Below are 13,929 nucleotides of genomic sequence, written 5' to 3'. Positions count from 1 at the left end.
ATTATAAATACAAATTCCCCTTTGTAAATGTTAAAACCATCCCTTTTTACCATTATTAATGTGATCCACACATCTCAATGCCTCTTGCGATAAACTCCACAAACGATAATCCCCTGTAATTGACCCAACAGGATAATTATGGGTATAGGCAAAACTTAATTTTCTTTCAGGATCACACCAAGCTCCTGATCCGTTGTAGCCCATATGACCAAAACCATTTTTTGCACTTTTACCCAGCGTGATAACTCTGTGATAACCCAAACGCCAATGCATAGGTATTGGCATCACCTTGTCTCGATCATAACTTTGAATTTGCGAAAGTTGTTTGAATACAAGTGGCTTGATAAATTGTCTTGATTCGAACTGACCATAGTGCGCCATCATGGCATAGATTTTCGCTAAACTTCTGGCTGTAAATACACCATTAGCAGCAGGAATGGGTTGAGTCAGAACACGATCATCAAAAAAGCTAAAACCCTTCATTCCCTTTGGAATCATTGCATCTATAAAATCATCAGGATTTTGACCAGAATATTGGATGATACGATCCGAAAATGAAACTTTCTGTTTTTTCTTCTTTTGTTGTGCAACTTGAGTAGTTGATGACTTTCTTTCAATATTTGTTTTTTCTAGAGGTTTGGCTATTCTTGAAAGTTGATCCTGAGGGACACCAAAATAGGCACCATCTAATTGAAGTGGTTCTACTAAATATTGATTCATCAGCTCAGAAAGATTTTGCTGAGTCGCTTTTTCAATCAGCCCTCCTAATAACCAGCCATACGTAAGTGCTTGATATGCATAATTTGAATTGGGTTTAAAACGTGGTGTCGCGCTAGCCATCACATTGAGCATGTGATCCCAGTCTGCCATTTCAGATGCTTGAGCAATGACATTTCTAACATCATATAAACCACTACGGTGACTCAATACGTCAGCCAAAGTAATATTAGATTTTCCATGTTCAGCAAATTCTGGCCAATAATCAGCTATGGGTTGACGATAGTCTAATTTCCCTTCACTCACTAGAATATGCGACAAAGTCGCTAAGATCCCTTTTCCGGTGGAATAGCACATCGCCATCGTGTCTTCTGACCACTCTTCACTCGAAGACTTTTTTCCAACATAAATATCAACCACTTTTTCTTGACCATAATATACAGCCAATGATGCACCACCTTGTTCAGTACGAGAGTCTTGTAAACGACTAAATAAATGTGCCAAATCTGCAAACTGATGGTGAACGATACCCTTATAATTATGTGTGTCAGCGTAAATTAAATCTTTTAGAATTTTCATCTTCTATCCTTGATTTATAGTTATAAAAAAGCCTAACAAACATGTTAGGCCTAGAGCATCTATTAAAGTGGTTTCACAACACCAGAAACATGAGGTTTTTGTGATTTTGCATTACGAACTAACAAATATGTCGCTTGATCTCGCTCACCCGTTAAAAATTCAACCTCAGATGGTAAAAACATAGGCAACTTAAAATAAACATCAGCATCATAAGCATCCGGTAAACTAATACTTGCTAATGCTTTAGCTTTACTCCACATGCCATGCGCAATCGCTTGTTTAAAACCAAATGCTTTCGCTGTAACTGCATGAATATGAATGAGGTTAAAATCACCTGAAACGAGCGCATAGCGACGCCCCGTGTTTTCAGCGACTTTCCAATTACCCTGTGATTTAAATTCAGGCAACTGATCTTCTTTCGCCTTTGAAGCGGATGAAGTATTTGTTTTTTGACGAGAAAGATAGGTCGTTAAACCTTCCATCACTACATCATTTCCTACTTTTGCAGTCGTAATGAAGTCAAATTGCAAACCTTTGTCATGTGGTTTTAACTCACCAAATTTGCATGATAGCGTGATAGTTTCATTCACTCCAATTTTGCGATACTGCTTAACTTGATTACGAATATGAACCAAACCCAGCAAAGCAAATGGGAAAGGTTCTTGTGTCATCATTTGCATCTGCAAACTTTGAGAAATGACTGCCAAGTAAGTCGATGGTACATATCCATTATTCTTATAACCACAAATTTCGTTATAAGATTTTAAATGGTCATGATCAACACGATATTCATCAACGATGTAATCCACTTGTGGAAGTGTCTTTTCGCCTTTCGGTTTTTTAAAAATTAAACCTTTAATGACTTTAGGATAAGCTAAATAAGCTTTTGGCAATTGACTAAAGTGACGTGTTTTCATGTTAAAAATTCCCATTTATCTTTATAAAAAATTTACAGTTTGCAGCTCAACAAAACGATCATAACAAATCATACGAGCAATAAAGAGAGCAATGCCTGAACATTACTCTCTTTCATTTAACAATCTATGACCACTAAAGCTTAAGCACCTAATAAACTTTGACCGCACACACGTACAATGTTTCCATTCAGCCCCGTTGAAGCAGATGAAGCAAATAATGCGATTGTTTCAGCCACATCAACTGGTTGACCACCTTGACTCATCGAATTCATACGGCGACCCGCTTCACGAATTGCGAATGGAATCGCTGCTGTCATTTGAGTTTCAATAAATCCAGGAGCAACAGCATTAATCGTTACACCATTTTTCAAAATTGGTGCTGTAAATTTCACTAAACCAATCACACCAGCTTTAGAAGCTGCGTAGTTCGTTTGACCGAGGTTACCCGCAATACCTGAAATCGAAGATACGCAAACGATGCGACCATTTTCATTGATGCCTTCATTAGACAACAAATATTCATTCACACGCTCAATCGCAGATAAGTTAATGTTAATCACAAGATCCCAAAGCTCTGGCTTCATATTAGCAAGCGTTTTATCACGTGTAATACCGGCATTATGGACAATCACATCTAGCCCGCCTTGAGCAGCCGCTGCAGCTTTGATTTTTTCTCCAGCATCTGGTGCAGTGATATCAATCGCTAAAGTCGATCCACCAATTTCACTCGCAACACGATCAAGATCTGCTTGTTGTTGTGGTACATCTAAGCAAATGACATGAGCACCATCACGCGACAAAACATGCGCAATCGCTTCACCAATACCACGACTTGCACCTGTGACCACTGCAGTTTTGCCCGCAAGTGGTTTAGTCCAATCAACATCAACAACATTTGCTTTTGAAACACGAATGACTTGACCTGATACATACGCTGAGCGCGGAGAAAGTACAAAACGAAGTGTAGATTCAAGATTTAAAGCAGCATCTTGATCTACATAAACCAATTGTGCAGCAATACCTTTCTTAAATTCTTTACCTACAGATTTCACGAAACCTTCTAATGCACGTTGAGCAATCGCTTGTTTCACTGTAGGTGCTGATTCTGGTGTCAAGCCAACGACGACTACACGACCTGAAGTTTGAATTTGGCGAGCAATTGGATTAAAGAATTTATACAATTCAATTAACTGTTCAGAGTCCTGAATACCCGAAGCATCAAACACAACTGCTTTGAATTTCGACTCTTTATCGCCTTCATTAAACGCACCTAAGTTCAACCCTACTTTAGCTGCAGCTTGTTGTAACTCAGCATTATTTCCCGCATAGCTGTTGGCATGAATATTACTCAGAACTTGCGCAATTTCACCATTAAAAAGACTTTTAGACGCAGAACCGAATAAAACAGCGCCTTGAACAACAGGCGTTGCTGATTCAAAGCGATCTAAGTGAATTGGAGATGGTAAACCTAAATTTTTGATGACAAATTTACCAATTGGAGATTTTGCAAAAGCTTGATATTGGTCAGTCATGAATATGATCTCTCGATAGAATAATTTTTTGAAGGATCTATGATGTAGATGAAGTTCAGTTCAAACTCTGATACTTAGTAAATTAATCGATCCCTGCGTTTCAGTTAAATAATACTTGAGTTACTCTATGTATGTCTTGACCTGAAAGCATTGCTAAATGTCATTTTAGTCAATACGACCTCTTAGCGATTATGCTAATGTAGCACTCAAGAATATCCCAAATATGCTTGGAAAAGCCTTATGAGCAAAACAACTCAAGAAAATCCAACAACTGAGAATTCTGCGAAAGCGGCTGTGTCAAATACATCAAAAGCTCGTTCAAATGCGAGTAGTGGTAATGCAAACAGTGCCAACAACGCAAATACTCCAAAAGCGACTCGCCCTCGTACGTCGACGACTCGCAAAAAAACAGCAGCAACAAATAAAACTAAAGCTGAAAATCAAACTTCAGCAACTACGACTCAATCTTCCGCTGAACAGGAAAAAACTATGACTCAAAATACTGTACGCCGTGTTGCAATTATCGGTGGTAATCGTATTCCTTTCGCACGTTCTAATGGTGCTTATTTCACAGCTACAAATACGGATATGCTTACAGCAGCATTGAATGGTCTAGTTGAGCGTTTTAATCTTCAAGGTCAACGTCTGGGTGAAGTCGTTGCTGGTGCTGTACTAAAACACAGCCGTGATTTCAATATGACGCGTGAATGTGTGTTAAGCACAGAGCTTGCACCTGAGACTCCAGCTTACGATATACAACAAGCTTGTGGTACTGGGCTTCAAGCTGCTTTCCTCGTAGCGAACAAAATTGCATTAGGTCAAATTGAGGTGGGTATTGCAGGTGGTGTAGATACCACTTCAGATGCTCCTATCGCATTTGGTGATGGATTACGTAAAGCCCTCTTAGAACTCAACGTTGCAAAAACAGGTAAAGATCGTCTTAAAGCGTTAACTAAAATTAACGTAAAAGATTTGCTAGATGCTCCTAAAAATGGTGAACCTCGTACTGGCTTATCTATGGGCGATCACCAAGCGATCACAACACTTGAGTGGGGCATTTCTCGTGAAGCTCAAGATGAACTTGCTGCATCGTCTCATCAGAAAATGGCTGCAGCTTATGAAGCAGGATTCTTTGACGATTTAATGACGCCATTCCTTGGCCTTGAGCGCGACAACAACTTACGTCCTGATTCAACTGTAGAAAAGCTTGCAAAACTTAAGCCAGCGTTTGGTAAAGGTGATGCTCGTACAATGACTGCTGGTAACTCTACTCCACTTACCGATGGTGCTTCTTGTGTATTATTAGCATCAGAAGAATGGGCTAAAGCAAATGGTCACGAAATTTTAGCGTATTTAAGTTTCTCTGAAACTGCTGCTGTAGATTTCATTGGTAAAAAAGAAGGTTTGTTAATGGCTCCTGCTTACGCAGTTCCACGTATGCTCGAGCGTGCTAATTTAAAACTTCAAGATTTTGACTACTATGAAATTCATGAAGCATTTGCATCTCAAGTTCTTTCTACATTAAAAGCTTGGGAAGATCCTAAATTCTGTAAAGAACGTCTAGGCTTAGATGCGCCTTTAGGTTCAATTGATCGTGCGAAGTTAAACGTTAAAGGCTCTTCGTTGGCTGCGGGTCACCCATTTGCCGCAACGGGTGGTCGTATTATCGCAACTGCTGCAAAAATTTTAAATGAAAAAGGTTCAGGTCGTGTACTTGTCTCGATCTGTGCTGCAGGTGGTCAAGGTGTAACGGCTATTATTGAAAAATAATTCGATGTTCATAACAAAAAAGCCCCTCGATTGAGGGGCTTTTTTTATTTTCATAAAAAAGATTGACAGAGTATTTATTTTTTTTAGATGAATGACTGACATTAAACTTTAAAAATTAGCATTTTATTACATAATTAAAGAGCTAAAAATGGATTTTAGCCAATTAAAGGAAAAAAAATGAAAAAGATACAAAAAATATACTCAGTAATTCTATTATGTTGCATCAGTACCACAATTATGGCGAACTCAGTTGAGCCTAAATATAAATGGTCTGTTAGTACTGGATGGCTACATATAATGCCTCAGGGGAAATATGGAAATACGTCGATTAATACAGCCGTTGATCCTGATTATGAGTATGACCTATTAAAAAATATAGGCATAACCTCAAAAATGGAGGGATTAAGCAATTGGACAGAAAATGCTGGCTTAAAACCTAAGGATGGGGATACTTTGGGCTTAATGATTAATTATTATGTCAATGATAACATTTCACTTCAAATGATTGGAGGTGTTCCACCCAAAATTGATATTAAGGGGAAAGGTCAGATTAATGCAAAACCTATTGCACTTAACCCAATGATTGATGCTGCTATTATTGATATATTAGGACCTGATCGAAATTTGTTTATAACTGATCTTGGGAGCAGATCAAAGTTGGCAGAAGCAACAGCTTGGACTCCAGCTGCAACCGCACAGTACCACTTTGGTACTACAGGTATAAATAAATTTAGACCTTATGTAGGGGCAGGAATAATGTATGCAACATTTACTGGGCTAAAAATTGATAAAGGTCTTGAGGAAGAACTAATAACTGCTGGACATCGTATCGGTCATATTACAAATATTGTTAGAGATGATGACCCGATGAAGGATATCAATGGAAATCTATTAGATGCTATTGTAGATCCTATAGGAGTAAGAATTAATTCTCCAGTAGATCCAAAGGTTAAAGTGAAAGCCACTGATGCTTTAGGAGCAGTATTTACTTTAGGTGCAAATTACGACATTTCAAATAGAATCTATATTACCGGATCACTAACCTATGTAGATTTATCGAATAAGTCGAAAATTACAGTTTATGACCAAATATCAGGGCGTCAATTAGTTTCATCATCAACAAAAATCAATCTTAATCCTTTAATCAGCTATATTGGAATTGGTTATAAATTTTAATTAAAAAAAGCATCTCAATAGAGATGCTTTTTTATTTTGAGTTTTAGTGATTTAAAGCCTCAGGTGCATAACCCAGTTTAGCTTCGATCCCATCATAGAACCATTGAAATATAAACGTATACACCAGAATACTAAGCGTCAAAGCTAAGTCGACGATAAAAGCTTGTATGAGCGTCATATCCATCATATATGCAACAATTGGAATGGTCACTAACATCAAGCCACCTTCAAATCCTAGCGCATGCAATATACGAACTTTTACAGTACGCTTCCACTGATTGCGCGCTTCAATTTTTTCGAAATAATGATTGAAAATCATATTCCAGATCACTGAAAGTACAGCCATAATCACACCTAATGAACCTGCAATTTCCAGTGGAACTTCAAAAATAAAACTCAAAGAAATTGCGATGATCACCAATAGAATGATTTCATAGCTTATTGCGTGAATAATTCTTCTCTTTGAAAAAAACATGCGTTCACTCATCAACATTGTTATTCATGAGCGCATTTTATTTTCATAATATTGAATGATCGAGTTAGAATCTATCAAAATTTTTGAAAGAATAAACATGAATATTAATCAAGAACAATTGGTCGTTTTTAAAACGGTGATGGAAACAGGTTCTTTTTCCGCAGCCGCACGTCAGTTAGGCAAGGTCCCCTCTGCTGTCAGTATGGCGATTTCCAATTTAGAGATTGATCTGAATCTTCAACTGTTTGAAAGAGTAGGACGTGAACCACAGCCAACACTTCAAGCCAAAGTTTTGTATGAACGTACTAATCATTTATTGATTGAAATGAATCAATGGAAACAACATGCATTTGGTTTGAGTAGCGGCATCGAAACCGAATTAAATATTGTGGTGGTATCTGAGTTACTGCATAGTAGATGGACTGATTATATTGTTTTATTAGAACAACAATTTCCTCAACTACAAATCAATATATTCAGCGCACCACAAGAAGATGCTCAACAAATGATTTTAACGGGTAAAGCACATTTAGCATTGATGTTTGAGCGTGAACATATTGAGGCGAATGAACAATTCGTGGAATTAATGAAAGAAAGTTTAATTCCAGTTGCATCTGTTCATCATCCGCTGTGCCAAAATCAAAAAGTGAGCTATGAAGAAATTTTTCAAAGTCGTCAGATTGTAGTCGCTAGTCGCGATCGGAACATTAAGCCTGAATTACTCTTCTCCAAAGATGCATGGCGTACAGACAATCACCATTCTGCATGTAGATTAATTTCACAAGGACTTGGATGGGGAGTTTTACCCACTGAAATGCTTATCGAACAACCAACATTAAAGAAAAAACTTAAAGTTCTACGATTTTCAGATTTCACTCCAAAATTTGATTATTTTATCGATCTGGTTTGGAGTAAAGAGCAACCATTGGGCAAAGCTGCTCAATTTTTAATTCATCACATCAGAAATAAAAGAAAAATGTAGGAAAATAACTTGATTTAAAACTTTTGTAGCATGTTTCAAAATAATCATGTGTTATAAAGATGGTATAAGTAATGAAACAAAGAATTAGATCGCAATGACTGAAACAGCTTTATCTCAATTAAAAAACTTCACTACAATTGTTGCAGACACAGGTGACTTAAACGCTATAAAAAAATTTAAGCCATTGGATGCTACCACTAACCCTTCACTCATCACGGCAGCAGCTTCATTCCCTGAAAACAAAGAACTGATTGAAGCTGCATTTGATCAAGCAAAGTCAGAGGGTTATCAGTCAGATGAGTTAATCGATAGAACAATTGATATCCTGACTGTCAAATTAGGTGTGGAAATTCTAAAAGTAGTTGAAGGTCGAGTATCAACAGAAGTTGATGCAGCACTTTCATACGATACAGCCGCGACAATTGCTAAAGCTAAAGAATTACTCGCTCTCTATGCGACTTATGGTGTTGATCAAAACCGAATTTTAATTAAAATCGCCTCAACATGGGAAGGTATTCAAGCTGCTAAGGTTCTTGAAGCAGAAGGCATTCATTGCAACTTAACTTTGTTGTTTGGCTTACATCAAGCAAAAGCATGTGCGGATGCTCAGGTCACATTAATTTCACCATTTGTAGGTCGTATTCTCGATTGGTATAAAAAAGCTGAAAATGTGGATCACTATCCAATTGAACAAGATCCTGGTGTGCAATCCGTTAAACAAATTTACGAGTTCTACAAACAAAATCAGGTGAAAACTGAAGTTATGGGCGCAAGCTTTCGTAGCATAGAACAGGTTCTCGGACTTGCTGGATGCGACCTCTTAACTGTATCACCGAATTTACTTGACGAATTGGCTCAAGATCATCGCCAAGTTGAAATTCAGTTAAATGCAAATGCACACAGCTCAAATATCGAATCGCTTAGTCCAATCACTGAAATAGATTTTAAAGCGCAAATTCAGAAAGATCTTATGGCATCGCAATTATTGCAAGGCGGTATTGATGGCTTCATTAAGGCAAGAGATCAACTCAGCTCTCTGTTAAAACAATCATTTGGCATAGATGCAGATATTAAAGTTTAATTGCACTACCCATCATTCTTTCAATCGAGCTCTTAGGGGCTCGATTATTTTTTTAAGAGATAAATGAGTGTTTGGTATTACTGATCTTCCAACCTATTTAATTGGTACATTACTTATTATTTTATTACCTGGACCTAACTCACTCTATGTCATGTCTATTGCGACTCGCTTTGGCATAAAAGTGGGCTATCAAGGTGCATTCGGTATTTTGTGTGGAGATAGCATCCTTATTTTACTAACAGTCTTAGGCGCCGCAACGTTATTGCATCAATTTCCCTGGATTTTTTTCGCCCTGAAAATTATTGGTGCTTTATATCTCAGTTATTTAGGTATACGATTAATATATGCAGCCTATTTAACTTGGAAACGCCCAAGTAAAAATCAAGTAAATGTTTCTATTGAACAAAAACAAGAAAAATTTCATCCTTTTCGTACCGCATTACTCATCAGTCTGATTAACCCAAAGGCAATACTGTTCTTTTTATCTTTTTTTGTTCAATTTGTAGATCCAGCTTATCCTTATCCAGCTCAAAGCTTTTTAATGCTTGCTGTAATTTTACAATTGATGAGTATAGCTTACTTAAGTATGTTGATCTTTACAGGTATCAAAATTTCAAATTACTTCAACACACATTATAAAGTAGCTGCTGCTTCTGTTGCCGCTATTGGTATTTTATTTGGATTGTTCGGGATCAAACTTGCGACATCAACAATGTAATCTGAAGATCATAGACTCATTAGGGAAATAATATAAAAATGCTCATAGACGTGATAACAAGAATAAAAAAAGATTTAAGTCTACCTGCTGTTTTCGCTGGCTTTATTACATTTTTAATTGGCATTAGCGTTTCATCTGTACTGGTTATTCAAGCTGGACAAGTATTAGGTGCAAATCAAGCACAGATTAGCTCATGGTTTTGGGCACTGGGTTTGAGTATAGGATTATCAGGACTGATCTTAAGCTGGAAGTTTAAATATCCAGTTGCAACATCATGGTCAACAGCAGGACTAGCACTGATTATCGCTACAGGCTCAGGATACAATTTGAATGAGGCGATAGGGGCATTTTTAATATGCGGAATTATGACTGCTGTATTGGGCTTTTTTGGAATATTTCAAAGAATTCTTGAATTTTTACCGCAATCTCTTACAAGCGCCATGTTAGCTGGAGTGTTATTAAAATTTGGCATTTCATTATTTACGGTCATGCAAGACCAATTGATCTATGTTTTAATCTTGATCAGTACATATTTTATAAGTAAAAAAGCATTACCCCGTCAGTCCATTGTCATTACATTGTTAGCTTGCATTATCGCCACACCTTTTTTCTTTGAATATACAGCAACCAAAATTCACTACGGAATGACGTATCCAGTATGGATTCAGCCTGAATTTCACTGGTCAAGTATTCTGGGTTTAGCTATTCCCCTCTTGATTATCAATATGGCTTCACAATATTTACCTGGTTTAGCAATGATCAGATCCTATGGTTACAAACCTCATGTCAACCAATTAGTAAGTTGGACAGGAATTGCTCAAGCAATATTCGCTCCGTTCGGGGCATTTTCAACCAATATCGCAGCAATTAGTGCAGCTGTGAGCCTTGATGAACAAGTTCATCAAGACCCTGCTAAACGCTATATTGCAGGTATGGCTTGTGGAGTGTTCTATATTTTTATGGGCATTTTTGCAGCGACACTAACGGGAATATTACTGTCATTCCCTAGAGAAATGATCACCACTTTGGCGGCGATCGTACTTTTTGCAACGATTGGACATAACATCAGTATCGCATTTAAAGAAGATTTAGATCGTGATGCTGCTTTAATCACTTTTTTAATGTCTGCATCTGGAGTTCAGTTTTTGGGCATTGGATCTGCTTTTTGGGGATTGGTTATTGGATTTATTATTTATCATTTGATGCGTATACAAATTAAAAAGCCTATTTAAAAAAATAGGCTTTTGGGAATTAAATTACAGGATATTCACCCGTACCTTCAGGCCAAGGTGTCAATAATTCATATCCTTCATCAGTCACAGCAACCATATGTTCCCATTGTGAAGACCAAGATTTATCTGCTGTAACTACTGTCCATCCGTCTTTTAATTCTTTAACTTTGGCTTTGCCTGCATTCACCATAGGCTCAATGGTAAACACCATTCCTTTTCTTAATACTAATCCCTGACCAGGCTGTCCGTAATGCAATACATTCGGTTGCTCATGGTAGGTTTTTCCAATACCGTGACCACAATATTCACGTACAATCGTAAAACCTTCGCGTTGCGCAACTTGTTGAATAGCATGACCCACGTCACCTAGTGTCGCGCCAGGTTTAACCGTTTTAATACCTGCAAGCATCGCTTCATAAGTCGTATCGACTAATTTTTTTGCTTCAGGTTTAATTGTACCTACATAGTACATTCGACTGGTATCACCAAAATAACCATCCTTGATGATTGCAACATCAATATTAATGATGTCTCCATCCTCTAAGATAATATTGGAAGCAGGGATACCATGACATACAACTTCATTTTTCGAAATACAGGTTGTTTTTGTATATCCGTAATAACCCACATTTGCTGGCGTCACCTTGAGTGTATTGACGATGTAATCATTACAGATATCATCAAGATACTCAGTACTCACACCTGGCTTCACATAATCACCAATCATTGCAAGCACTTGTGCCGCAAGCCGACCCGATATTCTTAGTTTTTCAATATCTTGTTCAGTTTTAATGGTGACAGCTGTTGCCTTCATGATGAACCCCTTTTTAATTCAGGATTCATTATAGGACTTTCATTTGTCGATCACAAACGCTATAGACTATCTGTAACTTAATCATTTTCGACTATTATTTAACCATTCAGTACATTATTTTATTTTGCGAATCAAGATCTATGCTCTGCTTGATTTCAATTCAATTAATAAATTTATTTTATTAGTTTTATAAATACATAGACTTAATTTAACTCATAATTTCCCATCCAATAAAATTATTCGCTTCTTGCTTTTTTACTATTCCATTCGATGGATGACCGCCCTCCCTATTTACTGACATTTGCTCTAAAATCGCTTTCTTTTTTCTTGAACCGATCTCCCTTATGACCAATTTGCGTACACGGGACATTATTGCCTTAGGTTTTATGACCTTTGCACTATTTATCGGTGCAGGCAATATTATCTTCCCACCTATTGTTGCTCAACAAGCGGGTGAACATGTTTGGTTAGCTGCTTTTGGCTTCTTAATTACTGCTGTTGGCCTTCCTGTTATCACGATCATTGCGCTATCGCGTGTTGAAGGCTCTATTCAACTTTTAAGCTCTCCACTGGGTAAGATTGCAAGTTTAATCTTAACCGTAGCATGCTATCTTGCTGTTGGACCACTTTTCGCGACACCTCGGACAGCTACAGTTTCTTTTGAAATTGGTTTTTCGAGTTATTTTGGAACGTCTTCATCGACCTTGTTGATCTACAGTGCAATTTATTTTGCATTTGTAACGTTAATCTCACTTTATCCGAATAAAATTTTGGATACTGTCGGCTATGTTTTATCTCCACTCAAAATTCTCTCTTTGATCATTTTAGGTGGTAGTGCCTTTTTAGTTGCTGCAGATTATATCCCTGCACCTATTGGAAACTATATCAATAGTCCTGTTTCAGAAGGATTTGTTAATGGTTATTTAACCATGGACACTTTAGGAGCTTTAGTATTTGGTATTGTCATTATTAATGCGATACGTTCACGTGGTGTAAATGATCAAAAATTAATTACCAAATATGCAGTGATCGCAAGTTTAATTTCAGGTATTGGCCTTACACTGGTTTACATTAGCCTATTTAAACTTGGACTGAGTAGTCACGAGGCTGCACCTAACGCTGCAAATGGTGCCATTATTCTCCATGGCTATGTTCAGCATGCCTTTGGTGACTTTGGCTCATATTTTCTAGGGGCGATGATTTTTATCGCATGCATGGTTACGGCAATTGGTTTGACTTGTGCATGTGCAGAATATTTCTCACAAATCACGAAGATTACTTACAAAAAATGGGTTTTCATTCTTGTTGGTTTCTCATTTGTCATTTCCAACTTAGGTTTAACCAAGTTAATCGCCTTCTCTGTACCTATATTAAGTGCAATCTACCCACCAGCGATTGTGGTGATCATGATGGGATTTATGTGGAAGTTCTTTAATTCCGCTCCACGCGTCATTGCGCCTGTTACAGCGGTTGCTTTCATATTCGGTATTATTGATGGACTTAAGGTTGCAGAATTAGATCATTTCTTGCCAGCATTTATGAACAATCTACCATTGGCTGAACAAAATTTAGCATGGTTGATTCCTTCTTTAGTTGTATTTGTCATTGTCTACACACTGGATAGACTGAAGAAGTAAATTCAGGTGATTTATCAATAAATATTGTTTTACCCAAGCCGTATTTGTTCTGTAATCAATAATTGTCTCGTTTATCCAACAGACTATTATTGCTTACCCACCTTAACTTTGACCTCATCAGTCAGATTTGGAATGACTTTTGCTACTATTTATTTGTTTTGCAAGATGCTAAAAAGTAAATAGATTAAAGAATTACAAGAAACTCTATTCATCTCATCACGATTTATCGAAATAATTCTAGCACTTAGCTCACGTAGTATCTTAATTTCAAATATTTCGACTTTTGTCATATTAATGTC

At 37.3% G+C, this 13,929-nt stretch carries 12 protein-coding genes; 7 read left to right on the top strand and 5 right to left on the bottom strand.

The annotated features are described in order from the left end of the window. Nucleotides 1–30 precede the first annotated feature (30 nt). From BMW42_RS10800 to BMW42_RS10790, 3 genes are all read right to left on the bottom strand, one after another. Complete coding sequence (locus tag BMW42_RS10800) at nucleotides 31–1,290, bottom strand: serine hydrolase domain-containing protein (RefSeq protein WP_228143123.1); 1,260 nt, start codon at nucleotides 1,288–1,290, stop codon at nucleotides 31–33. A 68-nt stretch (nucleotides 1,291–1,358) separates the two neighbouring features. Further along, nucleotides 1,359–2,213, bottom strand: a complete 855-nt coding sequence (locus BMW42_RS10795; protein ID WP_092767854.1) for a MaoC family dehydratase — start codon at nucleotides 2,211–2,213, stop codon at nucleotides 1,359–1,361. 140 nt (nucleotides 2,214–2,353) lie between these two features. Continuing rightward, the gene (locus tag BMW42_RS10790) at nucleotides 2,354–3,745 is read right to left on the bottom strand and encodes a 3-oxoacyl-ACP reductase (RefSeq protein ID WP_092767789.1); all 1,392 of its coding nucleotides are present in this window, start codon (nucleotides 3,743–3,745) and stop codon (nucleotides 2,354–2,356) included. Between the two features lie 240 nt (nucleotides 3,746–3,985). On the opposite strand from BMW42_RS10790, the gene BMW42_RS10785 reads away from it, so the two are divergent. Further along, nucleotides 3,986–5,515 carry an acetyl-CoA C-acetyltransferase gene (locus BMW42_RS10785; RefSeq protein WP_092767787.1) on the top strand — a complete coding sequence of 510 codons (1,530 nt, stop codon included), beginning with the start codon at nucleotides 3,986–3,988 and terminating at the stop codon, nucleotides 5,513–5,515. 177 nt (nucleotides 5,516–5,692) lie between these two features. Beyond that, nucleotides 5,693–6,691 (top strand): OmpW/AlkL family protein, encoded by a 999-nt coding sequence (locus BMW42_RS10780; protein ID WP_092767785.1) that lies wholly within the window; start codon nucleotides 5,693–5,695, stop codon nucleotides 6,689–6,691. A 43-nt stretch (nucleotides 6,692–6,734) separates the two neighbouring features. On the opposite strand, the gene aceI is transcribed toward BMW42_RS10780, so the two are convergent. Continuing rightward, nucleotides 6,735–7,166 carry a chlorhexidine efflux PACE transporter AceI gene (aceI, locus tag BMW42_RS10775; protein WP_092767850.1) on the bottom strand — a complete coding sequence of 144 codons (432 nt, stop codon included), beginning with the start codon at nucleotides 7,164–7,166 and terminating at the stop codon, nucleotides 6,735–6,737. A gap of 97 nt (nucleotides 7,167–7,263) precedes the next feature. Here aceI and BMW42_RS10770 point away from each other — a divergent pair, with 97 nt between their 5' ends. The 4 genes from BMW42_RS10770 to BMW42_RS10755 all read left to right on the top strand — a co-directional run bounded on the left by BMW42_RS10770 (nucleotide 7,264) and on the right by BMW42_RS10755 (nucleotide 11,179). Then, complete coding sequence (locus tag BMW42_RS10770; protein ID WP_092767852.1) at nucleotides 7,264–8,148, top strand: HTH-type transcriptional regulator AceR; 885 nt, start codon at nucleotides 7,264–7,266, stop codon at nucleotides 8,146–8,148. Nucleotides 8,149–8,242: 94 nt separating this feature from the next. Continuing rightward, nucleotides 8,243–9,229 (top strand): transaldolase, encoded by a 987-nt coding sequence (tal, locus tag BMW42_RS10765; protein ID WP_092767783.1) that lies wholly within the window; start codon nucleotides 8,243–8,245, stop codon nucleotides 9,227–9,229. Between the two features lie 67 nt (nucleotides 9,230–9,296). Next, the gene (gene leuE, locus BMW42_RS10760) at nucleotides 9,297–9,947 is read left to right on the top strand and encodes a leucine efflux protein LeuE (protein WP_092767781.1); all 651 of its coding nucleotides are present in this window, start codon (nucleotides 9,297–9,299) and stop codon (nucleotides 9,945–9,947) included. Between the two features lie 53 nt (nucleotides 9,948–10,000). After that, nucleotides 10,001–11,179: a benzoate/H(+) symporter BenE family transporter gene (locus tag BMW42_RS10755; RefSeq protein WP_092767848.1), complete on the top strand. Its 1,179-nt coding sequence runs from the start codon at nucleotides 10,001–10,003 to the stop codon at nucleotides 11,177–11,179. A 19-nt stretch (nucleotides 11,180–11,198) separates the two neighbouring features. Here BMW42_RS10755 and map read toward each other — a convergent pair whose 3' ends face one another. Then, nucleotides 11,199–11,993, bottom strand: coding sequence for a type I methionyl aminopeptidase (map, locus tag BMW42_RS10750; protein WP_092767779.1), 795 nt, complete (start codon nucleotides 11,991–11,993; stop codon nucleotides 11,199–11,201). 344 nt (nucleotides 11,994–12,337) lie between these two features. On the opposite strand from map, the gene brnQ reads away from it, so the two are divergent. Beyond that, nucleotides 12,338–13,630, top strand: coding sequence for a branched-chain amino acid transport system II carrier protein (gene brnQ / locus BMW42_RS10745; RefSeq protein WP_092767777.1), 1,293 nt, complete (start codon nucleotides 12,338–12,340; stop codon nucleotides 13,628–13,630). Nucleotides 13,631–13,929: the final 299 nt, after the last annotated feature.

The sequence above is a fragment of the Acinetobacter sp. DSM 11652 genome, assembly GCF_900109815.1.
GTDB lineage: Bacteria > Pseudomonadota > Gammaproteobacteria > Pseudomonadales > Moraxellaceae > Acinetobacter.
This window is presented reverse-complemented; position numbering and strand designations above follow the sequence as displayed.